The sequence below is a fragment of the Streptomyces sp. NPDC093795 genome, assembly GCF_044764665.1.
In the GTDB taxonomy this organism is placed as follows: Bacteria; Actinomycetota; Actinomycetes; order Streptomycetales; family Streptomycetaceae; genus Streptomyces.
The window spans coordinates 956,477-981,763 of sequence record NZ_JBIWIO010000001.1 but is presented as its reverse complement, the minus strand read 5'-3'; the positions used below and the strand labels follow the sequence as shown (position 1 = coordinate 981,763).

28 protein-coding genes and 1 pseudogene are annotated in these 25,287 nt (G+C 72.6%); 22 read left to right on the top strand and 7 right to left on the bottom strand.

All coding sequences use genetic code 11. The features are described from left to right. Window positions 1-7 precede the first annotated feature (7 nt). From ACIRB7_RS04750 to ACIRB7_RS04725, 6 genes are all read left to right on the top strand, one after another. Window positions 8-1,222: a hypothetical protein gene (locus ACIRB7_RS04750; RefSeq protein WP_403592275.1), complete on the top strand. Its 1,215-nt coding sequence runs from the start codon at window positions 8-10 to the stop codon at window positions 1,220-1,222. Window positions 1,223-1,424: 202 nt separating this feature from the next. After that, a complete protein-coding gene (locus ACIRB7_RS04745; RefSeq protein WP_403592272.1) occupies window positions 1,425-2,111 on the top strand; it encodes a DUF2993 domain-containing protein in 687 nt (228 codons plus the stop codon). Between the two features lie 184 nt (window positions 2,112-2,295). Continuing rightward, on the top strand, window positions 2,296-2,376 hold the full coding sequence (locus ACIRB7_RS04740; protein ID WP_350497993.1) for a putative leader peptide: 81 nt from the start codon (window positions 2,296-2,298) through the stop codon (window positions 2,374-2,376). Window positions 2,377-2,533: 157 nt separating this feature from the next. Beyond that, window positions 2,534-3,373, top strand: coding sequence for a sulfurtransferase (locus ACIRB7_RS04735; protein WP_351218588.1), 840 nt, complete (start codon window positions 2,534-2,536; stop codon window positions 3,371-3,373). A gap of 52 nt (window positions 3,374-3,425) precedes the next feature. Beyond that, window positions 3,426-3,713 carry a DUF1416 domain-containing protein gene (locus ACIRB7_RS04730; protein WP_046908577.1) on the top strand — a complete coding sequence of 96 codons (288 nt, stop codon included), beginning with the start codon at window positions 3,426-3,428 and terminating at the stop codon, window positions 3,711-3,713. A 201-nt stretch (window positions 3,714-3,914) separates the two neighbouring features. Beyond that, window positions 3,915-4,178 carry a DUF3099 domain-containing protein gene (locus ACIRB7_RS04725; RefSeq protein ID WP_403592268.1) on the top strand — a complete coding sequence of 88 codons (264 nt, stop codon included), beginning with the start codon at window positions 3,915-3,917 and terminating at the stop codon, window positions 4,176-4,178. 42 nt (window positions 4,179-4,220) lie between these two features. Here ACIRB7_RS04725 and ACIRB7_RS04720 read toward each other — a convergent pair whose 3' ends face one another. Continuing rightward, a complete protein-coding gene (locus ACIRB7_RS04720; RefSeq protein ID WP_403592266.1) occupies window positions 4,221-4,583 on the bottom strand; it encodes a DsrE family protein in 363 nt (120 codons plus the stop codon). 166 nt (window positions 4,584-4,749) lie between these two features. On the opposite strand from ACIRB7_RS04720, the gene ACIRB7_RS04715 reads away from it, so the two are divergent. The 6 genes from ACIRB7_RS04715 to ACIRB7_RS04690 all read left to right on the top strand — a co-directional run bounded on the left by ACIRB7_RS04715 (window position 4,750) and on the right by ACIRB7_RS04690 (window position 9,476). Then, window positions 4,750-5,538, top strand: coding sequence for a hypothetical protein (locus tag ACIRB7_RS04715; RefSeq protein ID WP_403592263.1), 789 nt, complete (start codon window positions 4,750-4,752; stop codon window positions 5,536-5,538). Further along, window positions 5,535-6,314, top strand: a complete 780-nt coding sequence (locus tag ACIRB7_RS04710) for a hypothetical protein (RefSeq protein WP_403592260.1) — start codon at window positions 5,535-5,537, stop codon at window positions 6,312-6,314. The genes ACIRB7_RS04715 and ACIRB7_RS04710 overlap by 4 nt, the downstream gene beginning before the upstream one ends. Beyond that, the gene (locus tag ACIRB7_RS04705; protein WP_403592257.1) at window positions 6,311-7,144 is read left to right on the top strand and encodes a hypothetical protein; all 834 of its coding nucleotides are present in this window, start codon (window positions 6,311-6,313) and stop codon (window positions 7,142-7,144) included. Before ACIRB7_RS04710 ends, ACIRB7_RS04705 begins: the two co-directional genes overlap by 4 nt. 240 nt (window positions 7,145-7,384) lie before the next feature. Continuing rightward, window positions 7,385-7,957, top strand: a complete 573-nt coding sequence (locus tag ACIRB7_RS04700; RefSeq protein ID WP_351218578.1) for an FABP family protein — start codon at window positions 7,385-7,387, stop codon at window positions 7,955-7,957. Window positions 7,958-7,997: 40 nt separating this feature from the next. Then, window positions 7,998-8,486, top strand: coding sequence for a Fur family transcriptional regulator (locus ACIRB7_RS04695; protein ID WP_403592254.1), 489 nt, complete (start codon window positions 7,998-8,000; stop codon window positions 8,484-8,486). Window positions 8,487-8,495: 9 nt separating this feature from the next. Then, window positions 8,496-9,476 (top strand): YgfZ/GcvT domain-containing protein, encoded by a 981-nt coding sequence (locus ACIRB7_RS04690; protein WP_403592251.1) that lies wholly within the window; start codon window positions 8,496-8,498, stop codon window positions 9,474-9,476. Between the two features lie 18 nt (window positions 9,477-9,494). Here the strand turns inward: ACIRB7_RS04690 and dtd are convergent, their stop codons facing one another. Next, window positions 9,495-9,920, bottom strand: coding sequence for a D-aminoacyl-tRNA deacylase (gene dtd / locus ACIRB7_RS04685; protein ID WP_403592248.1), 426 nt, complete (start codon window positions 9,918-9,920; stop codon window positions 9,495-9,497). Between the two features lie 139 nt (window positions 9,921-10,059). Between dtd and ACIRB7_RS04680 the strand changes: the two genes are divergently transcribed. From ACIRB7_RS04680 to ACIRB7_RS04660, 5 genes are all read left to right on the top strand, one after another. Then, window positions 10,060-10,668, top strand: coding sequence for an ABC transporter substrate-binding protein (locus ACIRB7_RS04680; protein ID WP_403592245.1), 609 nt, complete (start codon window positions 10,060-10,062; stop codon window positions 10,666-10,668). Window positions 10,669-10,753: 85 nt separating this feature from the next. Next, window positions 10,754-11,998 (top strand): GNAT family N-acetyltransferase, encoded by a 1,245-nt coding sequence (locus ACIRB7_RS04675; protein ID WP_403592242.1) that lies wholly within the window; start codon window positions 10,754-10,756, stop codon window positions 11,996-11,998. A 421-nt stretch (window positions 11,999-12,419) separates the two neighbouring features. Further along, window positions 12,420-13,298, top strand: coding sequence for a hypothetical protein (locus tag ACIRB7_RS04670; protein ID WP_403592239.1), 879 nt, complete (start codon window positions 12,420-12,422; stop codon window positions 13,296-13,298). Window positions 13,299-13,364: 66 nt separating this feature from the next. Continuing rightward, window positions 13,365-14,027 (top strand): TetR/AcrR family transcriptional regulator, encoded by a 663-nt coding sequence (locus ACIRB7_RS04665; RefSeq protein ID WP_403592236.1) that lies wholly within the window; start codon window positions 13,365-13,367, stop codon window positions 14,025-14,027. Window positions 14,028-14,096: 69 nt separating this feature from the next. Then, window positions 14,097-16,175, top strand: a complete 2,079-nt coding sequence (locus tag ACIRB7_RS04660; protein ID WP_403592233.1) for a HelD family protein — start codon at window positions 14,097-14,099, stop codon at window positions 16,173-16,175. Between the two features lie 58 nt (window positions 16,176-16,233). Here ACIRB7_RS04660 and ACIRB7_RS04655 read toward each other — a convergent pair. Further along, window positions 16,234-17,094, bottom strand: a pseudogene (locus ACIRB7_RS04655) (helix-turn-helix transcriptional regulator); the annotation flags it as partial. A gap of 69 nt (window positions 17,095-17,163) precedes the next feature. Next, complete coding sequence (locus tag ACIRB7_RS04650) at window positions 17,164-18,630, bottom strand: MFS transporter (protein ID WP_403592230.1); 1,467 nt, start codon at window positions 18,628-18,630, stop codon at window positions 17,164-17,166. Between the two features lie 171 nt (window positions 18,631-18,801). Between ACIRB7_RS04650 and ACIRB7_RS04645 the strand changes: the two genes are divergently transcribed. Next, entirely contained in the window at window positions 18,802-20,442 is a 1,641-nt protein-coding gene (locus tag ACIRB7_RS04645; protein WP_403592227.1) for a serine/threonine-protein kinase, read from the top strand. Here ACIRB7_RS04645 and ACIRB7_RS04640 read toward each other — a convergent pair. Beyond that, complete coding sequence (locus ACIRB7_RS04640) at window positions 20,439-20,924, bottom strand: MarR family winged helix-turn-helix transcriptional regulator (protein WP_403592225.1); 486 nt, start codon at window positions 20,922-20,924, stop codon at window positions 20,439-20,441. The genes ACIRB7_RS04645 and ACIRB7_RS04640 overlap by 4 nt on opposite strands. Window positions 20,925-21,007: 83 nt before the next feature. Between ACIRB7_RS04640 and ACIRB7_RS04635 the strand changes: the two genes are divergently transcribed. After that, on the top strand, window positions 21,008-21,508 hold the full coding sequence (locus ACIRB7_RS04635) for a hypothetical protein (protein ID WP_403592222.1): 501 nt from the start codon (window positions 21,008-21,010) through the stop codon (window positions 21,506-21,508). A gap of 22 nt (window positions 21,509-21,530) precedes the next feature. On the opposite strand, the gene ACIRB7_RS04630 is transcribed toward ACIRB7_RS04635, so the two are convergent. After that, window positions 21,531-22,136 carry a DinB family protein gene (locus ACIRB7_RS04630; RefSeq protein WP_403592517.1) on the bottom strand — a complete coding sequence of 202 codons (606 nt, stop codon included), beginning with the start codon at window positions 22,134-22,136 and terminating at the stop codon, window positions 21,531-21,533. A gap of 185 nt (window positions 22,137-22,321) precedes the next feature. Between ACIRB7_RS04630 and ACIRB7_RS04625 the strand changes: the two genes are divergently transcribed. The 3 genes from ACIRB7_RS04625 to ACIRB7_RS04615 all read left to right on the top strand — a co-directional run bounded on the left by ACIRB7_RS04625 (window position 22,322) and on the right by ACIRB7_RS04615 (window position 23,885). Further along, on the top strand, window positions 22,322-22,834 hold the full coding sequence (locus tag ACIRB7_RS04625; protein ID WP_403592219.1) for a helix-turn-helix domain-containing protein: 513 nt from the start codon (window positions 22,322-22,324) through the stop codon (window positions 22,832-22,834). A gap of 35 nt (window positions 22,835-22,869) precedes the next feature. Next, entirely contained in the window at window positions 22,870-23,448 is a 579-nt protein-coding gene (locus tag ACIRB7_RS04620; RefSeq protein WP_403592216.1) for a hypothetical protein, read from the top strand. An 89-nt stretch (window positions 23,449-23,537) separates the two neighbouring features. Then, window positions 23,538-23,885, top strand: a complete 348-nt coding sequence (locus ACIRB7_RS04615) for a DUF2516 family protein (RefSeq protein ID WP_403592213.1) — start codon at window positions 23,538-23,540, stop codon at window positions 23,883-23,885. Window positions 23,886-23,922: 37 nt separating this feature from the next. Here ACIRB7_RS04615 and ACIRB7_RS04610 read toward each other — a convergent pair whose 3' ends face one another. Then, complete coding sequence (locus ACIRB7_RS04610) at window positions 23,923-25,158, bottom strand: PP2C family protein-serine/threonine phosphatase (protein WP_403592210.1); 1,236 nt, start codon at window positions 25,156-25,158, stop codon at window positions 23,923-23,925. Window positions 25,159-25,287: the final 129 nt, after the last annotated feature.

Below are 25,287 nucleotides of genomic sequence, written 5' to 3'. Positions count from 1 at the left end.
CAGAGCAATGAGCAACGACCAGTACTACGGCGGTCAGCAGTACGACCCGTACGCGAACCAGGGCCAGGGCGCGGACGAGGTCCCGCGCAGCCCCGACGTCACCCAGACGTGGGAGGGGCAGACCTGGGACACCCAGTACCAGCCGGCCGTCTCGTACGAACAGGTCCAGGCCGCGAGGGCCGCGCAGACCCAGCCGCAGGAGCACCCCGAGGCCCCTGTGGCTCCTGTGGCCCCTGTGGCCTATGGGGCGCAGGAGGCGTACCAGCCGCAGCAGTCGTACGAGCAGCAGCACCAGTCGTACGAGCAGTACCCGTCGTACGGGGGGTCCGGCGGCTACTACGCGGAGCCGCAGTCCGGGCCGCGGTCCGAGCCGCATGAGGTGTCGGCCCCGGCCGCGGCCCCTGCCCCCGCCTGGTCCTCGCCCACGACCTCCGGGAACGGCGGGAACACCGGGAACGCCGCCCCTATGACCGCCGCCCAGCGCGCCCGCGCCGAAGGCCGTTCGCCCGTGATCGAGCCCGGGATGCTGCCCGCCGCGCTGACCGCCGTCCTCGGGCTGCTGCTCGCCGGGGGCGCCGCCCTCGGCACGTACGGCCTGCTCGTCCCGCTCGTCCTGCTCCAGGGCCTCACCGCCGCCGGCTGGTTCCGGCTCAACGGCATGTGGCCCGCCCGGCAGGGGATCGCCCTCGCCTTCGCGGGCGGGCTCGCCGCCGACGCCGCCCTGCTCGCCTCCGGCCGGGAGCACGCGGCCGCCGCGATCCTCGGCACGCTCGGCGTCTGGGTGCTGCTCTGCCTCGTCCTCCAGCTGCGCAGCCACGCCGACCCGGACGAGCGCATGTACGGCCTGATGGCCACCATCGCCTCCGCGGCGCTGACCGTCATCGCCACCGGGCACCTCGGCGCCGCGCCCGACGCGGTGGTCGTCGGCGGGGTCGCGGTCGCCGCCGCCGTCCTGGCGCGGGCCCTCCCGCTGCCCGGCCCGGTGTCCCTGGTCGCCGCGCTGCTCGCCTCGGCGGGCGCGGGGATCGCGGCGGGCGGGTTCACCGACCTGGGCACCTCCGGGGCGCTGCTCGGCCTCGGGGCCGGGGTCTGCGCGCTCGTCGGCCTGCGGGTGGCGAGCTACGACTACCCGTCCCGCTTCGTCCACATGACGGCCGGGGTGGCGCTGCCGCTGACGGCCGCGGCGCCCGCCGTGTACCTGCTCGGCCGGGCCCTCGCCTGACCCCGGGGCGGCGGCGTTACGGCCCTGGTGCCGCCCCGGGACGGCCCCTATCCGGCCCTGACCCGGCCCTGACCTGGCCCTGACCGGCCCTGACCGGACCCTGATCCGGAAGGCGCCCGGGAACCAACCGGCCCCCCGACACGTCGATCTTCGTGTCGGGGGGCCGGCACATATCCACTTCCAACGGGGGGACACTCAGCCCATGCGAGCACTGCGGATTCTGTTGATCGTTGCCGTCGTGCTGGGCGGTGTCCTCGTCGGGATCGACCGGCTGGCCCTGGCGTACGCCGAGTCGGAGGCGTCGAGCCGGGTGAAGCTCTCGGCCGTCCACAGCGACGCCATAGAGGTCGACATCAAGGGCTTCCCGTTCCTCACCCAGGTCGCGGACAAGCGGTTCGACGAGGTCGACGTGAAGGCGCAGGGCGTGAAGGCGACGGCCGGCAGCCGGCAGATCCGGGTCGGCGAGCTGACCGTGGCGCTGCGGGACGTCACCGTGACCGGGGACTGGGCGGGCGCCAGGGCGGGTTCCGCGAGCGGGACCGCCGTCATCGCGTACGCGGACCTCACGGCCGCCTCCGATCGGGAGGCCACCGTCGCCTACGGAGAGAACGGCAAGGTGAAGGTGACCGGCAGCGTGACGGTCATGGGCCGCACCCTGACGCGCACGGTCCTCTCGACGGTGACCGTGGTGAACGGCGACACCATCAAGGTCCGCGCCGACGAGGTGCCCGGCGAGGGCATCCCGGGCATCGAGGACATGGTGCGCGAGCGGACCGACTTCGAGCGGCCGATCGGTCTGATCGCCGGGATGAAGGTGGAGAAGGTCGAGCCGCGACCGGAGGGCCTGGCCGTCACCGTGACCGGCAAGGACATAGTCCTGGCGGGCTGAGGACCCCCGCGGATCACATGGTGAGACACCCCTGTCCGATCCGTAGAAACAGGGCCCGAGGCCCGGTACCGCGGGCGGCCGGGGCGGGCCTGCGTCGTGATCGCGTCTCGCATCTCGGACGATCGCGTCTCAAAATACGACACGCCGGTGACACGGCCGCCTGTCCGTCCCTACGATCGTGGGCATGAAGCGACAGGCGGATCTCACGAAGCGGCGGGCAGTAGACCTGTGCCGCGTCGCCGCCATGCTCTGTCGCTCCGTCTGAGCGGGACTCACCACTCCCGTATTCCTCAGGCCCTCCCATTGAGGTCAGGGCCGCCCTGTGTAGCCGTACGCACGTCTGCTGACCGTACGCACGCGACGACGCGTACCGGCACCACACCCGCACCACACCGCCGCACACTGCCCCGGAGGAGAACAGCATGGCTCGCAGCGACGTCCTGGTCGACGCGGACTGGGTCGAGGCCAACCTCGACAACCCGCAGGTCGCCATCGTCGAGGTCGATGAGGACACCTCGGCCTACGAGAAGAACCACATCCGCAACGCCGTCCGGATCGACTGGACCCAGGACCTTCAGGACCCGGTCCGCCGCGACTTCATCGACCAGGAGGGCTTCGAGAAGCTCCTCTCGGCCAAGGGCATCGCGAACGACACCACGGTCGTCCTCTACGGCGGCAACAACAACTGGTTCGCCTCGTACGCCTACTGGTACTTCAAGCTCTACGGCCACCAGGACGTGAAGCTCCTCGACGGCGGCCGCAAGAAGTGGGAGCTCGACTCCCGCGACCTCGTCGCCGAGGTGCCGTCCCGCCCGGCCACCGAGTACAAGGCCAAGGCCCAGGACAGCTCGATCCGCGCCTTCCGCGACGACGTCGTGGCCGCGATCGGCGCGCAGAACCTGGTCGACGTCCGCTCGCCCGACGAGTTCTCCGGCAAGCTGCTCGCCCCGGCGCACCTCCCGCAGGAGCAGTCGCAGCGCCCCGGCCACGTGCCGAGCGCCCGCAACATCCCGTGGTCGAAGAACGCCAACGACGACGGCACGTTCAAGTCGGACGACGAGCTCAAGGCCCTCTACGAGGACGAGCAGGTCGACCTGGCGAAGGACACCATCGCCTACTGCCGCATCGGTGAGCGCTCCGCGCTGACCTGGTTCGTCCTGCACGAGCTGCTCGAGGTCACGAACGTCAAGAACTACGACGGCTCGTGGACCGAGTACGGCTCCCTCGTCGGCGTGCCGATCGAGCTCGGCGCCAACAAGTAATTCCCCGGACCCTCCCCTCCTCCGGACCCCTCGACCGTAAGGACAGAACGACATGTGTGGAGCGCAGCCCGGCGGCCCCGACGCCTCGACGATCAAGCCCGGTGAGACCACGATCCAGGGCTTCGTGACCAAGGACGGCCAGCCCGTCACCGGTTACGTCCGCCTCCTGGACTCGACCGGCGAGTTCACGGCCGAGGTCCCGACCTCCGCCACCGGCCAGTTCCGTTTCTACGCGGCCGAGGGCACCTGGACCGTCCGCGCCCTGGTGCCGGGCGGCACCGCCGACCGCCAGGTCGTGGCCCAGAAGGGTGGCCTCGCGGAGGTCGCCATCGCGGTGTGATCCCGCAACGCTGAACCGGCCGAAGGGCCGTGCCTCCTGGGGGGTTGGACGCCATTTCCAGGACTCGAGGCACGGCCCTTCGGTCCTCTTTTTTCTGCGCTCCTCGCACCGCTCGGCGCCAGGGCGCCTCCCGGGCTTCGGAGCACTGCGCCGGCCTCCGGCCGTCGTGACCCGTGGTCGGTCCGGTCGTACGCTGAAGGTGTGTACGCACGCCGTCGCCACGTCTACTTCTGGATGATGGGCGCCTGCCTGGTGCTGTTCGTGGGCGCCTGGGCCGTCGTGCGGCTCTTCTCGATGCCGGTGGCCATCGGCATGTGCGTGGTCGCCATGCTCATCCCCCCGGTAGCCGCGATGATCGCGAACCGCCGAGGCCCCGAGGACCGCTGGTGGGACGACCCGTCGGGCGACCCGAAGTCGGACGAGTGGTGGGACGAACTCGACGGCAAGAAGCACCGGGAGCCTTGAGGCGTCGGGCCGCCCGGGCGTCGTGAGTCGCGCGCGTTCGCGTCAGTAGACGAGGGCCTGGGTGTCGTCCGACAGGGCTTCCTGGACGAAGACCTGGGCGCCGGCGATGCGGACGCCGTCCAGGACGTCCTTCTCCGTGATCTCGCGGCGGGCCGCGCACTGCGTGCAGAGCGTGACGCGCCCGGCCGCCAGGATCGAGTCGATCAGGTCGGGCAGCGGCGCGGCGTGGGGGAGTTCGAACTCGGCGGCCCGGCCCGGGAGGGCGAACCAGGCGGACTCGCCGGTCAGCCAGAGCGAGACCTCGACGCCGCTGGCGACGGCGACGGCGGCCACCGTGAAGGCCTGCGAGCAGCGTTCGGGGGCGTCGGCCCCTGCGGTCACCTTGATCACGAGCTTCTTCGCCATGTACCGAACTGTAATGCGCGGCCCTGCAACCTCATGCGCACCTCGCGTGTCAGCTGGGTGCGCGGATGACGGAATCCGCGATTCAGGTCTCGTGGGGGGACTCTTGAGCAGCGAAGAAAGCACCCGAAATCCGGAAACGGCACCGCCACCGGAGCCGGAGACCGCAGTGGAAACCGCGCCTCCGGTCATGCGGGAGGGCGAGGCACCCGATGTGTCTCCGGACACACCGCCGCCCGCACGGCCGCGCCGCCGCGCCCTCCGCACGGCCGGCCTGATAGCCGTCGCCGCCATCATCGGCCTCGTCGGCGGCACAGCCGTCGGCTACGGCATCCAGGCCGACCGCGAGCCGACCCCGCTGCCGGCCCTCAACCAGCAGGCCCCCGCCTACCCGAAGCCCCTCCCGAAGGGCCAGGAGCCCGAGCCGCTCTCCGCGGCGGAGGACCGGCAGGTGAAGGCGAACGGCGACCTGCGGAAGCTGCTCGTGCCGCGGCCGAAGGGCGCGCGGGCCGACGGCGAGGACGGCTGGCTGTCGCTGTCGGAGTACGTCGGCAGTTACAACCGCCCCGCCGGGGCGCTGGAGGACCAGCTCGGTCTCGGCGTCCAGCGTGTCGCGTCCCGTTCGTGGCTGTCGGGTGAGCACCGGAGCGTCACGATCGACCTCATTCAGTTCCGCCCCGGCTCGATGATCGGCGCCCTGGAGTTCGTGGAGAGCCAGCAGCGCATCGTGAGCGGTGAGGATCGCGCCGACAGCGACGGCATGACGCTGGAGGGTTCCGGCAACGGCCGCTACTTCCTCTATCCGGTGCAGCGCAAGGCGGGATACCTGGACCTCTACGAGGCCCGGGCGTACGTCCAGCGCGGAGACATCGCGATCGAGATCCTCCTGTTCGACACCCGGAAGATCGCCGAGAAGGACATCGTTTCTCTGGCCGAGCGGCAGTTGGAGCGTCTGTGACCGAGAAGACCGTGGGCCGCAAGCGCCGGGTCCTCACGAACGTACTGGCCGCCGTGCTCGTTCTCGGGGCCGTCGGCGGCGGTGTCGCGTACACGGCGGTCACCGTCGACGGCGCCGACCGGACGGCCCCCACCGTGGGGTGGGCGGAGCCCACCGCGACCGCGACCCCCGCGGACCCGGCCGCCGGCTTCGCCAAAGGCCGGACCTCCACCCCGCTGAGCAGGCTTCTCCTGCCTGTGCCGGACGGCTATGTCCTCGGCGCGGACGTCGAGGGGTACGGCAACGACCACGAGGTCGCCGCCAAGGAGGCCGTCGCCATGTTCAAGCAGACGAACAAGGGCGTCTACGGCAAGAAGCGCCGTGCGTTCGAGAAGGAGATCGACAAGCTCGGAGTCCAGGGCATGGCGATGCGCTCGTACGCCTCGGTGGACAGCACCCTCCAGGTGGAGGTCCTCGTCCTGCGGATGAAGGACAGGAAGATGGTCCGGCAGTTCTCCGGCGTCCAGAAGGACATGTTCGAGTTCCTGGAGCTGGCCGAGGGACCGAGGGTCAAGGGCCACGAGAAGAACGCCGCCTGCTACCTGATGCCCGAGCTGCGAGAGGGCGACAAGGAGAAGCGGACCTTCCAGCTGCGGGGCATGACCTGCCAGGCGTACGACGGCGAGGTCATGGTCAGCGTCAGGGCGTACGGTGCCGCGCCGTTCGGCAAGCAGGCCGTGGCGGAACTGGTGAAGAAGCAGCTCGATCACATCCAGTCCCCGGGGGAGTACGTATGACCGAGCAGCTGACCGAGACGGTGGAGCCCGTACCGGCGCCGGAGCCCCCCGCACCCGTCTCCGCGACCCCCGTCCCCAGCCGGACCCGCCGCGTCCTGTGGGCCGTCGCCCGCTGGACGGTCGCCGTCGCCGTGTGTGGCGGCGTGGGCGCCGGTACCACCATGGGGATCACCGCGCTCGACCGGAACGAGGTGCCCGGTCTCGCGACCGAGAGCGACGGCCGCTGGGAGTACCCGGCGCTCCGGCTGCCCGCCCTCCCGGCGGACCGGCCGCGTCCCTTCACCGAGGGCAACGACGCCGAGATCCACTACGCCGACGCGCGGCAGCTGCTGCTGCCCGCCCCGGCGCGCGCCACCGTCGACCCGAAGATCGACGGCGACTGGGTGTCGGAGGAGGCCTACCTCACGGGCTACGGGAAGGAACACCGCAAGCAGGTGCGGCAGATCCTCGACGACACGGCCCTGCGCCACATCGCGGGCCGGGCCTGGACGATGCCGGACGGCACGAGAACGAGCATCCACCTGCTGAAGTTCTCCTCCGTCGCCCACGCCGACGAGCTGCACCGGAACCTCACGAGCGACGGCGTCGAGGTGCTGCCCGCCGGGGTCGGCGAGCTGGAGATCCTCGATCGCGTGGCAGGTGACGTCCGGGTGCCGGACGTGTCCGCGTACGCCTACGGGGAGGCGAAGCCCTACGGCCCCGAGCAGACCTGCTGGGCCTACATCCAGGCCGGGGACACCCTCGCCGTGGTCACCCAGACCCGCAAGGGCGGCGCGCTGACCGTCCCGTTCCAGCAGACCGTCGCCCTCCAGGCGCAGCTGCTCGGCTAGGAGACGCCCCGGTCACGCGGCGCGAGACCCACCTCACCGAGTGGGCCGGGCACCCGCCCACTAAGCTGGGGCCCGGCCCGTTCCGCCTTCACCGCTCAGTCGAGGAGCACCCTGTGATCATTTTCTTCGAAACTCTGCTGGTCCTGGTCGCCGTCGGCGTGCTCGCCTTCACCGGACTGGTCGTGAAGAAGCTGTACCAGGGCCAGCGCTAACCACTTCTAGAGAACGCCAGAGCTGCTCATGATCGAGATCCCGTCCGACCTCAATCCGGACCTCGTCCCCCTCGCGTTCCTGCTCGGTACGTGGGAGGGCGCGGGTGTCTCCGACTTCCCCGGCGCCGAGAAGTGCAACTTCGGCCAGTCCGTGACGTTCAGCCACGACGGCCGGGACTTCCTCGAGTACACCTCCCACTCCTGGGTCCTGGACGACAAGGGCAACAAGGTCCGCCCGCTGGAGAGCGAGAGCGGCTACTGGCGCATCGACAAGGACCGCAAGGTCGAGATCGTCATGGTCCGTGACCAGGGCATCGTCGAGATCTGGTACGGCGAGCTCGCCGACCAGAAGCCGCAGATCGACCTGGCGACGGACGCCGTCGCCCGGACCGCGGCCTCGGGCCCGTACTCCGGCGGCAAGCGCCTCTACGGCTACGTCAAGAGCGACCTCATGTGGGTGGGCGAGAAGGCGACCCCCGAGGTCCCGCTGCGGCCGTACATGTCGGCGCACCTGAAGAAGGTCGTGACGCCGGAAGAGGTCGCGGAGATGGCCCGCAACCTGGGCGACCTGCCGGACGACGGCATCGCCTTCTTCCGCTAGACCCTGGGGTGGCGCGCCGCGCCCTCCTACACTGGGGGGCGTGGTGAGCACCGACTGGAAGAGCGACCTGCGGCAGCGCGGCTATCGGCTGACGCCGCAGCGTCAGCTTGTCCTGGAGGCCGTCGACGCGCTGGAACACGCGACGCCCGACGACATCCTCGTCGAGGTCCGCAGGACCGCGTCGGGGGTGAACATCTCCACCGTCTACCGGACCCTGGAGCTCCTGGAGGAGCTCGGGCTCGTGAGCCACGCCCATCTGGGGCACGGGGCTCCGACGTACCACCTCGCCGACCGGCACCACCATCTGCACCTGGTCTGCCGGGACTGCTCCGGGGTGATCGAGGCGGACGTCGAGGTGGCCGCCGAGTTCACCGGGAAGCTCCGTGAGACCTTCGGGTTCGAGACGGACATGAAGCACTTCGCCATCTTCGGGCGATGCGGGGACTGCGCCGGGAAGGCAGCCGCAGGCAGCGCCGAGAAATCCGCCGTGGACGACGGTACGGGGAAGGCAGCCGGCGCCGAGTCGTAGGCTTGCCGTATGCAGCGACCTTCCACGACCAGCCCCTTGCTGTCCCTGCCCGGTGCCGTCGCCGCCGAAGGCCGCGACGAAGGCGTCGCCGCGCACTACGGCGACCTCTTCCGTGAGCAGCGCACCCTCGCCGACGGCAAGGGGTTCGTCGACCTCTCGCACCGCGGTGTCGTCACCGTCACCGGCGACGACCGGCTGAGCTGGCTGCACCTGCTCGTCACCCAGCACATGACCGATCTGCCGCCGGGCCGGGCGACCGAGGCGCTCGTCCTCTCCGCGAACGGGCACATCGAGCACGCCCTGTACCTCGTCGACGACGGCGAGACGGTGTGGGCGCACGTCGAGCCGGGGACGCGGGCGGAGCTCGTCGCGTACCTGGAGTCGATGAAGTTCTTCTACCGGGTGGAGGTCGCCGACCGTACGGACGACATCGCCGTCGTCCACCTCCCGGCCGGTTCCATCGCCGAGGTGCCCGAGGGCGTCGTCGTACGGGAGACCCCGCACGGCCGCGAGCTGTTCCTGCCCCGGGCGGACCTGGAGTCCTTCGCCGGCTCGCACGGGCCGGCCGCCGGGATGCTCGCGTACGAGGCGCTGCGCGTCGAGGCGCACCGGCCGCGGCTCGGCTTCGAGACCGACCACCGGACGATCCCGCACGAGGTCGGCCTCATCGGCAGCGCCGTCCACCTCCAGAAGGGCTGCTACCGGGGGCAGGAAACCGTCGCCCGGGTGCAGAACCTGGGGAAGCCGCCGCGCCGCCTGGTCTTCCTGCACCTGGACGGCAGCGAGGTGCTGCTGCCGGGGCACGGCACCCCGGTCCGTCTCGCGGCCGACGGGGAGGAGGGCCGGCAGCTGGGCTTCGTGACGAGCTCCGTCCGCCACCACGAGCTGGGCCCGATCGCCCTGGCCCTGGTGAAGCGGAACGTGCCCGTGGACGCCCCGCTGATCGCCGGGACGACGGCGGCGGCCCAGGAGACCGTGGTGGAGCCGTAGGGCCGGCCGCCCGGGGGCTCAGACCTCCAGGAGCACCGTGAACGGGCCGTTGTTCGTGAGGGAGACGCTCATCTTCGCTCCGAAGCGGCCCGTCTCCACGTGCGCGCCCAGTTCCCGCAGCCGGTGCACGACCTCCTCCACGAGGGGTTCGGCGACGGGGCCGGGCGCGGCGGCGTTCCAGGTGGGGCGGCGGCCCTTGCGGGCGTCGCCGTAGAGCGTGAACTGAGAGATCACGAGCAGCGGCGCGTTCACGTCCGAGCACGACTTCTCGTCGTCCAGTACCCGGACGGACCAGAGCTTTCTGGCCAATTGGGCGGCCTTCTCGGGGGTGTCGTCATGGGTCACCCCGACCAGGACGCACAGCCCCTCGCCGCTGATCTCACCGACGGTCTCTCCTGCGACGACGACGCTCGCGCCGTCGACCCTCTGCACCACTGCACGCATGCGTCCCAACCTACCGAGCCACCCGCAGTCCGGCGGATGAGGGGCCGAACGGGTGCAGAGCGCCTGCACGCGCGCGTGCAGGAGTGGCACCATGCGTGTCAGGCGGTGCGGCTCCGCACCGGTCGAGGGGACGATTCTCATGAGTGCACCTGGCACCGGGCCGACGCCGTCCGGACCCGTACCGCTGACCCGCGCCGGAAAAAGGGGCGGTGGGCCGGGCTCGCGCCCACCCGTGCAGCGGTCCGCGGAGGCCGCCCTGCCGGACCGGGCACAGCCGGACCTCGGCGCGCTGCGGCTGCCCGAGCTGCGGACGCTGCGCCGGGACGCGCAGAGCGACGAGGCCGACCTGAGCTACGTACGGCGGATGCTCCAGGGCCGGATCGACATCCTGCGGGCCGAGCTGGCGCGGCGGACCGATCCGGAGACCCCGGTCCTCGACCGGCTCTCCGAGATCCTCGCCGACGTGCCCTCGCGGCATCGCAGCTCGGCCCGGCACGTGACGCTGTCGACGCCACGGAGCGAGGAGTACCGGCGGCTCGCCGCCGAGATGCTGTCGGAGGTCGAGCTGTCGGACCTGACGGCCCGCACGGACGACGAGCTGCACACCGGGATGGGGCGGCTCGCGGGGTACGAGCAGCAGATCTCCCGGCGCCGGCAGCACCTCCAGCGGACCGCCGACGACTGCAGCGCGGAGATCGCCCGCCGCTACCGGGAGGGTGAGGCGCAGGTCGACGACCTGCTGGCGTGAGCCCGGAGAGTGCCCCGGCGTGGCCGCCGGAGGGTGCCGGGAAACTCGGGTGCGGGCGCGTGCGGGCCGTGCGTAGGGTCGAAGGATGACTGTCGACGTACGCGCGGTGGCGGAGTCCGAGTTCCCCGGCTGGCAGCGGGCCCTGCGCACCGGGTTCCTCCGTCCGCCCGTCGTGACCGACGACGAGGTCGCCGACCGGCTGGCGCACGTCGACCTCGCGCGGACCCTCGGGGCCTTCGACCGGGACCGGGTCGTCGCCACCTTCCGTTCGTTCCGGCAGGAGGTCAGCACCGTCGGCGGAGGCAGCCTCACCGCCGACGCGATCACCCAGGTCACCGTCTCCCCGACGCACCGCAGGCGCGGGCTGCTCAGCCGGATGATGGCCGCCGACCTGGCCGCCGCGAAGGAGCGGGGCGACGCGATCGCGACCCTGATCGCCGCCGAGTACCCGATCTACGGACGGTTCGGCTTCGGCGCGGCGAGCTGGTCCACCGAGTGGAGCGTGGACGTCCGCGGGGCCGGGCTCGACCCGCGCCGCTCGGGCCGCCCTGAGGACGGCGGCCGGATCGACCTGACCGACGCCGAGGAGATCCGTAAGGTCGGCCCCGAGGTGCACCGCCGTCTCGCCGGCGTCCGCGCCGGGGTCACCGACCGCCGTCCGCGCGACTGGGAGGTCGGCACCGGTCTCGGCGTGCACAGCGACCCGTGGCGGGAGCCGTTCTACGCGCTGTACCGCGGGGAGTCCGGCGAGGTCGAGGGCTTCGTGGCCTACACGGCGGACGACAAGTGGGACGACGCCAAGCAGCCGCAGAACACCGCGACCGTACGGGATCTGATCGCCGTCACCCCGGCCGCCGAGCGCGCCCTCTGGCACTACCTGTGCTCCGTCGACTGGATCAGCACGGTCCGCTCCGGCTACCGGGCGCCCGACGACCCGCTGCCGATGCTGCTGCCCGACCCGCGCGCCGCGAGGACGCTGACGTACGTGGACATGCTGTGGGTGCGGGTCCTGGACGTCGTCCGGGTCCTGGAGAGCCGGACGTACCCGGTGGCGGACGGCCTCGTGCTCGATGTGCGGGACCGGGACGGGTTTGCCGGCGGGCGCTACCGGCTCGACGCCTCCCCGGACGGCGTGTCCTGCGTCGGTACGGACGCGTCCGCCGATCTCGCCTTCGACATCGCCGAGTTGGGGACGCTCGCCTTCGGTGACGAGTCGGCGGTACGGCTCTGCCGGCTCGGGCGCGTGGAGGAGTTGACGGCGGGCGCCGCCGCCCGCGCCGACCTGCTGTTCCGGACGCCGCTGCGGCCGTTCTCGCCCGACATCTTCTGATCCCCGCAGGGCCGTCCCGGGCCGCGCTGCTGCGTAAGGCGTACGTATGTGCGATGTGTCGCGGGTGCTGGTGAATGTGTGCGTGATTCGCCCGTGCGTGCGGGGTGTTCTCTAGGTTGGATCTGAGGCCGGGGTGACGCCGAGGGGGTGACAGGTGTGCGGGCTGCCCAGACGCAGCGGAGGTTCTGGGGGAAGAACGGGGCCCCAAGTGGGAGAAGCCCGACGACGGGCAGGTGTCGGTGATGGTGCTGCCGTTGGCCGTCACCGATCCCGCCGACCTGGCCCGGCTGGAAAAGCTGTTCGGCTCCATGTGGTCGATCAAGCGGGCCGTCCAGCGGGACGCCCGCGCCAGGGTCGATGCTTACTGGTCCGCGTTCCACGAGCGGGAGGAGTGCGGGGGCGGCGCGGCAGGGCGCGGGCGTTGGAACGCTCCCGCCGGGCGACGAACACCGCGCAGTACGGACTGTCGAAGAAGCAGACCCGGCGGGCGGAGCAACGGGCCGCCAAGGGCCTCGTGCCCAAGGCGGTCACGGTTCCCGGTGGTGCCCGTGCCGCCCGCGTGGATGGGGTGCCGAAGCAGGCGTTCCGTCGCGACCGGATCTCAGGTGGCTACCGGGAGTTGCGCGCCCGCCAGGCCGAAGCCGCCGCCGGCGGCGCGGAACACCGATGCCACCGCGCCCGCACCCTGGCCCGGCAGATCATCGCCACCCACGGTCCAGTGCTCGTGATCGAGGACTGTGACATCCGCGCCTGGTACCGGTTGTGGGGCAAGCGCCTCTCCCAGACCACACCCGGCCTCCTGATCTCCGCACTTGACCGCGAATGCGCGGCAGCGGGAGGCCGTCTCGTGCGGGCCTCCACCTGGTCCACGGCCCTGTCCCAGCACTGCCTGTGCGGTGAACGCGTCTCCAAGGCCCTGCGGGACCGTGAGCATCAGTGCACGGCGTGCGGCCTGGTCGGCAAGCGCGACCTGGTGTCCGCCGCGCTGGCGGCGTTCGTCCGCTTCCACGACACGGACGAACCCAAGACCGCGTACCTGGACACCATCGCGTCCCGGCACGCACAGATCGTTTTCGCACAAGGGCTGGAAGAAGCCCTGCGGGAGTCAACCACACTGTGCCAGAACACCCCTCGGGGCGCTGGTCGCGTGGCAGTCCCACGGCAACGCCGTGGGACCTCTGCTCCCCGAACCGCCGGACGGCGGGACCGAGCAACCCCGGATGAGACACGCCCCGTGCGTGACCACGCCGGAAAGCCCGGACACCGCCCCGGCCGCGACCCGCAGCTCACCCTCTGGTGACGTGCGGATCAAGTCTTAGGATGGGCGTCAGGCGTGTGATGAGAGATGAGCGGGAGGCGGCGGGCCATGGCGGACGGCGAGGACGGTGGCCTGGCCTCCACCGTCGCCGCCCCCGGCCTGCGTGAGCGGAAGAAGGAGCGCACCCGGCAGGCCCTGTCGGACGCGGCCGTCGCGCTCTTCCTGGAGCGCGGCTTCGACGCGGTGTCGGTCGCGGAGGTGGCCGCCGCCGCCGAGGTGTCGAAGCCGACCCTCTTCCGGTACTTCCCGGCCAAGGAGGACCTGGTCCTCCACCGGTTCGCCGATCACGAGGACGAGGCGGCGCGGGTGGTGGCCGCCGGGCGTGGCGCCGGTACCGCCCCGCTCGACGCGCTGTACGCGCACCTGCTCGACGGGCTCGCCCGGCGCGACCCGGTCACCGGCCTCTGCGACCACCCGGCGGTCCTGGCGTACCTCCGGCTCCTGTACGGCACGCCGGCCCTGGTCGCCCGGCTCCACGCGTACCGCGTGCGGTCGGAGACGGCTCTCGCGGACGCGCTCGCGGCCGGCGGGGAGGGTGGCCCCCTCCTCGTCCGGCTCGCCGCAGGGCAGATCGTGACCGTGCTCCGGATCCTCGCGGAGGAGAACACGGCCCGGATCGCGGCCGGGGAGACGGCCGACGCGGTGGAGGCGGACGCGGTGGCGGCGGCGGAACTGGCGTTCCGCGCGCTGCGGGAGGGGCTCCCGTACTGAAGCGTGCGGGGCCTCGCGTAGACAAGTAAAAAATGTAACCCAGTAACGTTTTCGGCTAGGCTTGCCGGAATGACGTCACTGGACCTCGAGCTCGCCCGCGAACGCTCCCACCACGACGCCTGCCGCGCCGCCCTGGCCCGTATGACCGAGGACGTGGCCGAACAGGTCGTCACCGGCGAGGATGTCGCCGCGTCCGGCGCCGACGCCGAGGCGCTCGGCCGGCACCTGCGCAGCCGCGCCAAGGAGATGCGGGAGCAGCCGCCGGGCCCGCTGTTCTTCGGGCGGCTCGACCGCGAGGACGGCCAGACCCACCACATCGGCCGCCGCCGGATCGCCGAGGACCCCGCCGCTCCGCCGCTCGTCGTCGACTGGCGCGCCCCCGTCTCCCGCGCCTACTACCAGGCCGGCGCCCACGACCCGCAGGGCGTTCTCCGCCGCCGCCGCTTCGGATGGGCGCCGCACAGCCGGGGCGCGTCGGAGGACCTGACCGCCCTGGAGGACGAACGCCTCACGGCCGGCGCGGCGGCCGGAACGGTCAGCGCCCTCGTCGCCGGGGAGGTCGAGCGCCCCCGGGTGGGTCCCATGCGGGACATCGCCGCCACCATCCAGCCCGAACAGGACGACCTCGTACGCTCCGACCCGGCCGCCTCGCTGTGCGTGCAGGGCGCGCCCGGCACCGGCAAGACCGCCGTGGGCCTGCACCGGGCCGCGTACCTCCTCTACACCCATCCACAGCGGATCCGGCGCTCCGGCCTCCTCGTCCTCGGGCCGCACCGCGCCTTCCTCTCGTACATCTCCGAGGTGCTGCCCGCGCTGGGCGAGACCGGCATCCGCCAGGCCACCCTCGACGAGGAGCTCGCCCGCCATCCGGTACGCGCCGAGGACGGCGAGGCGGCGGCCCTGGTCAAGCACGACGCACGGATGGCGGAGGTGCTGCGCCGCGCCCTGTACGGCAGGGTCGACCCGGCCCCGGCGCACGACCTCGCCGTCCCCGACGGCTCGTACCACTGGCGGCTGCCCGCCGCTCTGCTCGCGGAGATCGTCACGGTCGTACGGGAGGAGGCGCCGCCCTACGCGACGGGTCGCGAGCGGGTCCGCGCCCGGGTCGTACGGGCCCTCCAGCTCCAGGCCGAGCGCCGGTCCGGGCCGATGGGCGCGGCCTGGGCGCGGCGGATCGAGCGGGCGCGGCCGGTGACGGCGTTCCTCGACGCGTGCTGGCCGAGGGCGACTCCGGAGGAGGTCCTCGCGGGGGTCCTCACCGGCCCCGCAGGCGCCTCTGGCCTCTCTGATCGCGCGGACGCTGTTCTTACGGACGCTGTTCTTACGGAGGCCGAGTGGGCGGCCATCCGGTGGGACCGGCCGCCGCGCTCGTTCCGTTCGGCACGCTGGACCGCCGCCGACCTCGTCCTCCTCGACGAGCTGGCGGGCCTGATCGAGCGCCCCGAGAGCTACGGCCATGTCGTGGTCGACGAGGCCCAGGACCTCTCGCCCATGCAGTGCCGGGCCATCGCCCGCCGCACGGCCTTCGGCTCGCTCACCGTCCTCGGCGATCTGGCCCAGGGCACCACCCCGTGGGCCGCCCGCTCCTGGCGCGAGCAACTCGCCCATCTCGGCAAGGCGGACGCGCCCGTCGTGCCGCTCACCCTCGGCTACCGGGTCCCGGCGGCGATCGTGGACCTCGCGAACCGGCTCCTTCCGCACCTGGGAGCGGACGTACCGGCAGGGCGTTCGGTGCGCGGGGACGGCGAGGTGACGGTCCACCGGACGACGGACCTCCTCGCCGCGACCCGCGCGGCCGTGCGGACCGCGCTCGCGGAGGAGGGCTCGATCGGGGTGATCACCGCCGACGGGCTCGCCGGGCCGGTGGGTGAGGCGGTGCGGGACTGCGGGGCGGGGGAGCGGGTGACCGTACTGCCGGCGACGGTCGTCAAGGGCCTGGAGTTCGACCATGTCGTGGTGGTCGAACCGGCGGCGATCGTGGCCGCCGAGGCACGCGGCGCGAACCGTCTGTACGTGGCGCTCACCCGGGCCGTGTCACGGCTGGCGCTGGTGCACGCGGAGGAACTTCCGGGGTGGCTGGGGCGGCCGGATGGGGATGGGGGTGCGGATGCTGGGCGGCTCGCTCCCCGGGCCCGTACAGCTCCGTGAGTTCGGTCGCGATGCGGATCAGGGCCGCGCGGGCCTCGGGTGGGTGCAGGAGTTCCACGCGGGCGCCGAGGCCGGCCAGTTGGGCGGCGATCACCTCGGGGGAGGGGCCGTCGGCCTCGATGGGTGTCCAGCCGTCCGGGGCGCGTTCCCCGTACCGTACGCGCCCTCCGAGCAGGCCCTCGAGGACCGGTTCCGTGCCGGGGGCGGCCCGGCCCCGTACCGTCGCGGCGACCAGCCGGTCCTCCATGCGGGCGGCGAGTGCGCGCCAGGCGGTGGGCAGGTCGAAGCCCTCGGGACGTACGGCGGGGGCGCCGGTCTCGGTGACGGAGGTGACACGGCCGATCCGGAAGGTGCGCAGGCCGTGTTCCGTGTCCGCGACGAGGTAGCGGACGCCGGACTTCACGGCGATGCCCAGCGGGTGGACGGTCCGCTCGCGCGGCTCCCGGCCGGGACGGGCGTACCCGATCCGTACCTCCCTGGCCTCGACCACCGCCCGCTGGAGCGGGGCGAGTTCGGCCTCCTCCGTGTCCGTACCCGCCCAGTCCGTGCCATCGGAGATCCCGGCGCGGGCGGCGGCCTCGGCTCCGTCCCTGAGGGGTGAGGGGAGGGCCCGTACGAGCTTCCGCAAGGCGGTCCGGGTCTGCGGGCTCGCGGTGGCGTCCGCCCCGGTCAGGAGGAACAGCTCGCGGATCTCGGGGGCCGTGAGACCGGTCAGGTCGGTGCGGGCGCCGCCGACGAGGGACCAGCCGCCGCCCTGTCCCGCCTGCGAGTACACCGGGACCCCGGCGCTCGCGAGCGCTTCGAGGTCCCGGCGTGCGGTGCGCTCGGACACGTCGAGTTCGGCGGCGAGTTCGGCGGCGGTGACGCGTTGCCGGGTCTGGAGGAAGAGCAGGGCGGCGACGAGTCGATCGGCTCTCATGGTGCCATTGTGACGTCGCCGTGGGAGCCGGTCGGTCTCGCCGCCGCCCGGTGCGGGAGGGTGCGCCCCTCAGTGGGTGGCGAGGGTCTTGGCTGCGGGCTCCGGCGCCACCGCCGTGGTGTCGGCGGCCGGGCGGCGCAGGACGGTGAAGGCGATGACGAAGGCGGCGAGGAGGAGACCGGCGCCGACGCCGAAGGCCAGGTGGTATCCGCCGGTCAGGGCCTCGGCGGCGGGCTTGCCGGCCGCGGCGAGGGTCTCGGTGCGGGAGGCGGCCAGGGTGGAGAGGACGGCGACGCCGAGGGCCATGCCGATCTGCTGGGTGGTGTTGAAGAGGCCGGAGGCGAGGCCCGCGTCCGCCTCCTCGGCGCCCGACATGGCGAGCGAGGTGAGGGCGGGGAGCGCCAGGCCGAAGCCGGCGGCGAGCAGCATCACGGGGAGCAGGTCGGTGACGTACGAGGCGTGGACGGGGACGCGGGTCAGCAGGCCGAGGGTGCCGACGAGCAGCAGGATGCCGGTGAGCAGGACGTTCCGCTCGCCGAAGCGGGCGATGAGGCGGGCCGAGACGCCGAGCGAGACGGCGCCGATGACGGCTGCGGCGGGCAGCATCGCGAGGCCGGTCTCGGCGGCTCCGTACCCGAGGACCTTCTGCAGGTAGAGCGCGACGAGGATCTGGAAGGAGAAGAGCGCGGCGACCATCAGCATCTGGACGGCGTTGGCGCCGGAGACGCTGCGCGAGCGGAGGATCCGCAGCGGCATGAGCGGGTTCGCGGCCTTCGCCTGGCGGAGGAGGAACCCGGCCAGGAGGGCGAGCGCGAGGGCACCGAGACCGAGGGTGTGCGCCGAACCCGCCCCGTACTCCTCGATCTTGACGACCGCGTAGATCCCGGTCATGAGCCCGGCCGTGACGAGCAGCGCGCCGAGGACGTCGGCGCCCGCCTTGAGCCCGAGGCCCCGGTCGGAGGGGAGGGCGCGGAGCGCGACGACGAGGGTGGCGATGCCGATGGGCAGGTTGATGAAGAAGATCCAGTTCCAGGTGAGGGCGTCGGTGAGGACACCGCCGAGGACCTGGCCGAGGGAGGCGCCGGCGGCGCCGGTGAAGCTGAACACGGCGATGGCGCGGGCGCGTTCGCGGGGCACGGTGAAGAGGGTGACGAGGATGCCGAGGCCGACGGCCGAGGACATCGCGCTGCCGACGCCCTGGAGGAAGCGGGCGGCGATGAGGACGCCGGGGGAGGCGGCGACGCCGGCGAGGAGGGAGGCGGCGGTGAAGATCGCGGTGCCCGCCAGGAACATCCGCTTGCGGCCGATCAGGTCGCCGAGGCGGCCGGCGAGGAGGAGGAGCGAGCCGAAGGCGATGAGGTAGGCGTTGACGATCCAGCTGAGGCCGACGGGGGTGAAGCCGAGGTCGCGCTGGATGGCGGGCATCGCGACGGTGACGATGCTGCCGTCGAGGATCGTCATGAGCATGCCGGTGGCGAGGACGCCGAGGGCGAGCTGGGGGGAGAGGGGGCGGGAGGTGGGGCGGGGCGCGGTCATGGGGGTCACTCCTGTTCGGGGGAGGCAACGGGAGTGACATTAGCAGAAGGTTTTGTTGCAGACTATTTTTTACGGAACGAAAGTTGGGGGTGAGGGTCGCGGAGGGGTCGGCCATACTGATCGGCGGCATTCCAACGGGGTTGTGCCGCAGGGAACTTGGGGGTGGACGGCATGGGCGTGGACCTGCCGCAGCGCATCGGTGAGTACGCGGTGGAGCGTGAGCTGGGTGCCGGCGGCATGGGGACGGTGTACCTGGCGCGGTCCCGGGGCGGGCGGACGGTGGCCGTCAAGGTGGCCCGTCCCGAGCTGGCCGCCGATCCGCACTTCCGTGCCCGGTTCCGCGCGGAGGTCGACGCGGCCCGCAGGGTGGGCGGGTTCCATACGGCGCAGGTCGTCGACGCCGACCCGGACGCGGCGGCGCCCTGGCTGGCGACCGCGTACATCGCGGGGCCGACGCTGTCGGGGCTGCTCGCCGAACGGGGCCCGATGGACGAGGCCCGGCTGCGGCAGCTCGGCGCGGCGCTGGCGGAGGCGCTGCACGCCATTCACACCTGCGGTCTGATCCACCGCGACCTCAAGCCGGGCAACATCATCATGGCCGACGACGGGCCGCGGGTGCTCGACTTCGGTATCGCCCGGGCCCTGGAGTCGACCCGGCTGACCTCCACCGGAGCGGCCTTCGGGACCCCTGGCTTCCTGGCCCCGGAACAGGCTCAGGGGCACGAAGTCGGCGCCCCCGCCGATGTGTTCGCGCTGGGCGCGGTGCTGGCCGCGGCGGCCGGTGGGCAGGCGTTCGGGGAGGGCACCCCGATGGCGCTGATGTACCGGGCCGTGCACGAGCCGCCGGACCTGTCCGCCCTACCGCCGGGTCTGCGGCCGGTGGTCGCCGCCTGCCTGGCCAAGGACCCGGCGGACAGGCCGACGCCCCGAGGCCTGCTGGACGAGTTCGCGCCGGACCCGGCCGGGGGCGGGGGGTCGGCGTCCGCGGACCCGGTGACGCATCCGCCGACGCTGCCGGCCGCCCAGGCCGAGCCGTCCGCGCTCGCCGGACCGACGTCGGCGGCCGCGCCGACTGCCACGCCCCCTGCCACGCCCACTGCCGCACCGGCCGACGGGGACATCGCCCGCGCCGAGACCGTCACCGCCGCCCCGCGCACCGAGCCCCCGCCGGAGCGGGGACGCGGCGGACGGCTCGCCTCGGGCGTGGCGTCCGTGCTGATCGTGCTCGGAGGCGTGGGCTACGGCATCTACGCCACCGCGGGCCCGGGCGACTCCTCCTTCCCCGAGGCCACGCACGAGCTCGTCATGGCCGAGTCGATCGTGGGAGGCACGTACGGCTGGAACATCGAATCCCGCCTCCCTCCGCACCCGCAGCCGGACAGCGACAGCCAGAGGGGTTCGACGCACTTCAGCGCCGACTACACCGTCACCAACAGCGACCACGACACGCCCCCCGCGTTCCGGAAGGTGTCGGTGTACGGCTCTTCGGGTCGGTACACGGACCCGGAGGGGGATCGAGACGGCTTGATGAGAGCCATGACGGTGACGGGCAGCGAGAACGTCAGCGATCCGCCCAGAATGGTCAGCGTCCCCGGCTCGGACGTCGAGTTCCGCTGTACGACGGTGGATCAGAAGACCGTGTGTGGCTGGGGCGACGACAACACCACCGTCGCGGTCGCGTTCGAACCGAGCAGCACACTCGAAGTGGCGGCGGCGGAGACCAGCAAGATACGCGACGACCTGCGCAAGCCGATCGCGCCTTCGGGGACGCCTTCAGGGACGCCCCAGGAGGCCCCCTCAGGGACGCCCTAGGCGCGCTGCCGCGCCCGGCGGGCCGTCTTCGGCCCCTCGACGGGGGTCTCCAGATGGCCGGTGACCAGCCGGTTCAGGGCGCGAAGCAGGAGGGCCCGCTCGTCCTCGGGGAGGGAGGAGAGGGCGCCCTGGTGCACCCCGTCGACGATCTTCTGGCTCTCGCGGGCGACCTTCGCCCCCGCCTCGGTCACGGCGATGATCCGCGCCCGCCGGTCGGTGCTGGACGGCCGGCGCTCGGCGAGCCCGGCCTTCTCCAGGGCGTCGACGGTGACGACCATGGTCGTCTTGTCCATGTCGCCGATCTCCGCGAGCTGCGCCTGGGTGCGCTCCTCCTCCAGGGCGTGGACGAGGACGCAGTGCATCCGGGGCGTGAGCCCGATCGCGCCCAGCGCGGCGGCCATCCGGGTACGCAACACGTGACTGGTGTGGTCGAGGAGGTAGGAGAGATCGGGCTCGGTGCGGGTGGGCGCCATGGCTGTCATGCCTGCCAGGGTAACGAAAATCGATCCGTCGCGGATTATCGAGAAGCGGACGGGAAGGCGCTCCTTTCGGCCAGGATGAGGACATGACCACGCCGGCACTGCTCTTCCTGGACGTCGACGGCCCACTGATCCCCTTCGGAGGGAACGGCGGGGCCGGGGCGGCGGCCGCTCCGTACCCGACGTACCCGCCCGCGCCGCCCGCGTCCGTGAGCCCGCTGCTCGCGCGGCTCGACCCGGCCCAGGGGCCGCGGCTCGCGGCACTGCCGTACGAGCTGGTCTGGGCGACGACCTGGGAGGACGACGCGAACGCCTGGGTCGCGCCGCGCCTCGGACTGCCCCCGCTGCCCCTGGTGCGGTGGCCGGACGACGGCCCAGGCCCGGCGGCGGGCCTCCACTGGAAGACGGCGGCGCTCGTGGCATGGGCGGACGGGCAGCCGTTCGCCTGGGTGGACGACGAGATCGGCGCCGCCGACCGCGACTGGGTCACCGCCCACCACCCCGGCCGGGCCCTGCTCCACCGGGTGAACCCCGGCCGCGGCCTCACGGACGCGGACTACGAGACGCTCGCCGCCTGGGCGCGGTGAGGTAGCCCCCGCCTCGGGGCCCTCACACGCCGCGGGCGCCGTCGATGCGTTCCCGGAGGAGGTCCGCGTGGCCGTTGTGGCGCGCGTACTCCTCGATCATGTGGATCAGGACCCAGCGGAGGGAGACCGTGCCGCGCCAGGCGTCGTGGCCCGAGACGTCGAGGTGCGGGGCCTCGGACGTGAAGCGGTCGGCGAAGTCCACCGCCGCCCGCCAGGCCTCCCAGGCGGCGGCGACGGCCTCGGGGTCCGGCACGGCGCCGTCGAAGTCGCCGTCCGGGTCCTCGGCGGAGGACCACAGCGGGCCGGCGTCGTCCCGGCCGGCCAGGACCTGCCGGAACCAGCGGCGTTCGACATCGGTGAGGTGCCGGACCAGGCCGAGCAGCGACAGGGTGGACGGTTCGACGGCCCGCCGGGCCAACTCCGCTTCCAGGCCCGCGCACTTCAGGAGCAGGGTCGCGCGCTGGTCCTCCAGGAATCCGGCGAGCATCGCCCGCTCGTCCCCGGTCGCGGGGCCGGAGAAGCGGCGCCGGGGCGCGCCGCTGCCCGTCTCGTCGAAGACCTCCGCCCGCCGCCGGGGGCTCACCGCGCCCGCTTCACCGGCCTGGCCGCTCTTCTCGGCGTACGGCATGTCCTTGTCCCCCTGCGCGCGTTCGACCGGCAGCATGTGGATCCCCCTCTGTCCGCATCGGACCCATGCTGGCACGCCGGAGGGGCGCAAGGGGGCTCCGGGGGATCCGCCGGGGGATCCGCCGGGAGGGCGACTCCTGCAAGCGGCTGCTTGCAATAGTTAGCAATGGCTGGCATGGTCGGAGCATGGCATCGCTCAACGTCGGCAATCTCGGTGAGTACCTCCGCGAGCAGCGGCGGACCGCGCAGTTGTCCCTGCGGCAGCTCGCCGACGCCGCCGGGGTGTCGAACCCGTACCTGAGTCAGATCGAGCGCGGGCTGCGCAAGCCCAGCGCCGAGGTGTTGCAGCAGGTCGCGAAGGCCCTGCGGATCTCCGCCGAGACGCTCTACGTACGGGCCGGGATTCTCGACGAGAAGGAGCGGGACGAGCTGGAGACGCGCGCCGTCATCCTGGCCGATCCCTCGATCAACGAGCGGCAGAAGCAGGTGCTGCTCCAGATCTACGACTCCTTCCGCAAGGAGAACGCCGCTGAGGCCGCCGCTGCCGCAGCAGACGCGGCAGCTGACGCCGACCCCGGCGTCGACCCCGGCGCCGACCCCGGCGCCGACCCCGGCGCCGACCCCGGCGTCGCCCCTGACGCCGACGTGGCCGCCGAGTCGCCCGCCGACGCGCCCGATGCCGAAACGCCCTTGAAGTAGCTCGCTCGTACGTCACATCCGGGAGGACCACCAGCATGGCCATCATCGACGAACTGCGTACCCCTCTCTTCTTCGCCGCCGGCACCGCCGACCTCGCCGTGCAGCAGGCCAAGAAGGTTCCCGGCCTGATCGAGCAGCTCGCCGCCGAGGCGCCCGCGCGGATCGAGGCCGTACGGAAGACCGACCCCAAGGCCGTACAGGAGAAGGTGAGCGCCCAGGCCAAGGAGGCCCAGGCCACCGTGCAGTCGAAGTTCGCCGATGTCGTCGGCGGACTCGACACCGACCTCAAGAAGCTCGGCGAGACGGCCCAGGACCTCGCTCTGCGCGGTGTCGGCGTCGCCGCCGAGTACGCGGTCAAGGCCCGTGAGAAGTACGAGGAGGTCGCCGCCCACGGCGAGGAGGCCGTCAAGGCCTGGCGGGGCGAGGTCGCCGAGGAGATCGTGGAGATCGCCGTCGTCGTCGAGCCGGAGGAGAAGGCCGCCGAGCCTACGGGCGAGAGCAAGGCCGACGAGGCCGGGGACGACTCCGCCGAGGCCACGAAGGCCTCCGCCAGGAAGCCCGCCGCCCGCAAGGCCCCCGCCAAGAAGAACGCCGTCGCCGCCGAGAAGGAGTAGGGCAGGGCACCAATACGGGTATCCGGAGCGTTGTACCGGGTACCTTGACCGCGAGGCGCTCTTCCCCTCTTCTCTAGGCGGTGCTCAGCATGTTGCGCGCGGGATTCGACTCCCTTCTCCATCTGGTGATGTTCCTGATCTTCACCGGCTTCGCCGTCGCCGCGCTCGTCTTCGCCGCCATGGCGCGCGAGGACGCGTACCGGGCTGCCGAGAAGCAGACGAAGAAGTTCTGGCTGATCATTCTGGGCATCAACCTCGCCCTGAACCTGCTGGTGCCGATGCTGTTCCTGCAGATCGCCGGTGTGATCGCCGCCATCGTCTTCATGGTGGACGTACGCCCCGCGCTCGCGCAGGTCTCCGGCGGTGGCCGTGGCGGCGGCCGGGGCGGTGGCTCCAGCAGCGACGGACCGTACGGCCCCTACAACGGCGGCCGGTAGTCCGGCAGCGGAGAAGCAGAGTGACAGGGCCCGGGGATCATCCCCGGGTCCTGTCCCGTTCCAGGGCCAGGACCGCGACGTCGTCCGTCAGCTCGCCGCCGTTCAGCGACCTGACCTCCGTCACCGCCGCCTCCAGGAGCTCCTCGCCCCGCAGGCCGGACGCCAGCTGCCGGTTGATCATGCCGACCATCCCGTCCTGGCCGAGCCGCGGCGAGCCGGGTCCGGCCGAGCGGCCCTCGATCAGTCCGTCCGTGTACATGAGCAGGCTCCACGCCCCGCCGAGCTCGACCTGCCGGCGCGGCCAGCGGGCGCGCGGCAGCAGACCGAGGGCCGGGCCGCCGTCCTCGTACGGGAGCAGCCGTGCCGCCCGCCCCTGCCGGGCGATCAGGGGCGAGGGGTGGCCGGCCAGGCACATGCCCGCCCGGCGTCCGTCGGGTGCGATGTCGACGGTGCAGAGGGTCGCGAAGATCTCGTCGCTCTCCCGCTCGTGCTCCAGGACCTGCTGCATCGTCGAGAGCAGCTCGTCCCCGCACAGGCCCGCGAAGGTCAGGGCCCGCCACGCGATCCGCAGCTCGACGCCGAGGGCGGCCTCGTCGGGGCCGTGTCCGCAGACGTCGCCGATCATGGCGTGGACGGTGCCGTCGGGCGTACGCACCGTGTCGTAGAAGTCGCCGCCGAGCAGGGCGCGGGAGCGGCCGGGCCGGTAGTGGGCCGCGAACCGGAGGTCGGAGCCCTCCAGGAGGGGCGTGGGGAGCAGGCCGCGCTCCAGGCGGGCGTTCTCCTGGGCCCGGAGCCGGGACTCGGCGAGTTTCACCTGGACGGCGTCGGCCCGCTTGCGTTCGACCGCGTACCGGATGGCCCGGCTGAGCAGCCGCCCGTCGAGCTCCTCGCGGAAGAGGTGGTCCTGGGCGCCGACCCGTACCGCCTCGGCCGCCAGCTCCGCGTCGGCGGAGGCCGCGAGCGCGAGGACGGCGTGGCGCGGGGCGAGGCGCAGGATGTGCCGGAGCGGGGCGAGCGGGTCGTCTCCGGCGGCGGCCCTGGGGCCGGGCAGGGAGAGGTCGACGAGGACGCAGTGGACGTCGTCGGTGAGGAGCCGCTCGGCCTCGGTGAGGTTGCGGGCGGTACGGATACGGACCCGGGTGCCGGCGGCGTCGACCGCGTCAAGGAGTTCGGGTACGGCGAGGGAACCCGCCGGGTCGTCCTCGACGACCAGGAGAGTGAGATCGGTGCGGTCGGTGCCTGTGACTGTGCCTGTCATAGCGGTGGCGTCCATAGCGGTGGCGTCGCCGGGTCCCGCAGCAGCAGAGACGATTCTCTGACGCGGTACGGATACGGGCATCGGTCCGGGTTTCCTTCCCTCCCCCCGAGGGTGCGCAGGGCGCCGGGTGGCGTCCCGCCCGTC

Excerpts from the sequence above, each read along its gene's own strand:
- ACIRB7_RS04750 (WP_403592275.1), top strand. The coding sequence starts at position 8 with ATGAGCAACGACCAGTACTACGGCGGTCAGCAGTACGACCCGTACGCG.
- ACIRB7_RS04745 (WP_403592272.1), top strand. The coding sequence starts at position 1,425 with ATGCGAGCACTGCGGATTCTGTTGATCGTTGCCGTCGTGCTGGGCGGT.
- ACIRB7_RS04740 (WP_350497993.1), top strand. The coding sequence starts at position 2,296 with ATGAAGCGACAGGCGGATCTCACGAAGCGGCGGGCAGTAGACCTGTGC.
- ACIRB7_RS04735 (WP_351218588.1), top strand. The coding sequence starts at position 2,534 with ATGGCTCGCAGCGACGTCCTGGTCGACGCGGACTGGGTCGAGGCCAAC.
- ACIRB7_RS04730 (WP_046908577.1), top strand. The coding sequence starts at position 3,426 with ATGTGTGGAGCGCAGCCCGGCGGCCCCGACGCCTCGACGATCAAGCCC.
- ACIRB7_RS04720 (WP_403592266.1), bottom strand. The coding sequence starts at position 4,583 with ATGGCGAAGAAGCTCGTGATCAAGGTGACCGCAGGGGCCGACGCCCCC.
- ACIRB7_RS04705 (WP_403592257.1), top strand. The coding sequence starts at position 6,311 with ATGACCGAGCAGCTGACCGAGACGGTGGAGCCCGTACCGGCGCCGGAG.
- ACIRB7_RS04700 (WP_351218578.1), top strand. The coding sequence starts at position 7,385 with ATGATCGAGATCCCGTCCGACCTCAATCCGGACCTCGTCCCCCTCGCG.
- ACIRB7_RS04690 (WP_403592251.1), top strand. The coding sequence starts at position 8,496 with ATGCAGCGACCTTCCACGACCAGCCCCTTGCTGTCCCTGCCCGGTGCC.
- dtd (WP_403592248.1), bottom strand. The coding sequence starts at position 9,920 with ATGCGTGCAGTGGTGCAGAGGGTCGACGGCGCGAGCGTCGTCGTCGCA.
- ACIRB7_RS04680 (WP_403592245.1), top strand. The coding sequence starts at position 10,060 with ATGAGTGCACCTGGCACCGGGCCGACGCCGTCCGGACCCGTACCGCTG.
- ACIRB7_RS04675 (WP_403592242.1), top strand. The coding sequence starts at position 10,754 with ATGACTGTCGACGTACGCGCGGTGGCGGAGTCCGAGTTCCCCGGCTGG.
- ACIRB7_RS04665 (WP_403592236.1), top strand. The coding sequence starts at position 13,365 with ATGGCGGACGGCGAGGACGGTGGCCTGGCCTCCACCGTCGCCGCCCCC.
- ACIRB7_RS04660 (WP_403592233.1), top strand. The coding sequence starts at position 14,097 with ATGACGTCACTGGACCTCGAGCTCGCCCGCGAACGCTCCCACCACGAC.
- ACIRB7_RS04650 (WP_403592230.1), bottom strand. The coding sequence starts at position 18,630 with ATGACCGCGCCCCGCCCCACCTCCCGCCCCCTCTCCCCCCAGCTCGCC.
- ACIRB7_RS04645 (WP_403592227.1), top strand. The coding sequence starts at position 18,802 with ATGGGCGTGGACCTGCCGCAGCGCATCGGTGAGTACGCGGTGGAGCGT.
- ACIRB7_RS04640 (WP_403592225.1), bottom strand. The coding sequence starts at position 20,924 with ATGACAGCCATGGCGCCCACCCGCACCGAGCCCGATCTCTCCTACCTC.
- ACIRB7_RS04635 (WP_403592222.1), top strand. The coding sequence starts at position 21,008 with ATGACCACGCCGGCACTGCTCTTCCTGGACGTCGACGGCCCACTGATC.
- ACIRB7_RS04630 (WP_403592517.1), bottom strand. The coding sequence starts at position 22,136 with ATGCCGTACGCCGAGAAGAGCGGCCAGGCCGGTGAAGCGGGCGCGGTG.
- ACIRB7_RS04625 (WP_403592219.1), top strand. The coding sequence starts at position 22,322 with ATGGCATCGCTCAACGTCGGCAATCTCGGTGAGTACCTCCGCGAGCAG.
- ACIRB7_RS04620 (WP_403592216.1), top strand. The coding sequence starts at position 22,870 with ATGGCCATCATCGACGAACTGCGTACCCCTCTCTTCTTCGCCGCCGGC.
- ACIRB7_RS04615 (WP_403592213.1), top strand. The coding sequence starts at position 23,538 with ATGTTGCGCGCGGGATTCGACTCCCTTCTCCATCTGGTGATGTTCCTG.
- ACIRB7_RS04610 (WP_403592210.1), bottom strand. The coding sequence starts at position 25,158 with ATGGACGCCACCGCTATGACAGGCACAGTCACAGGCACCGACCGCACC.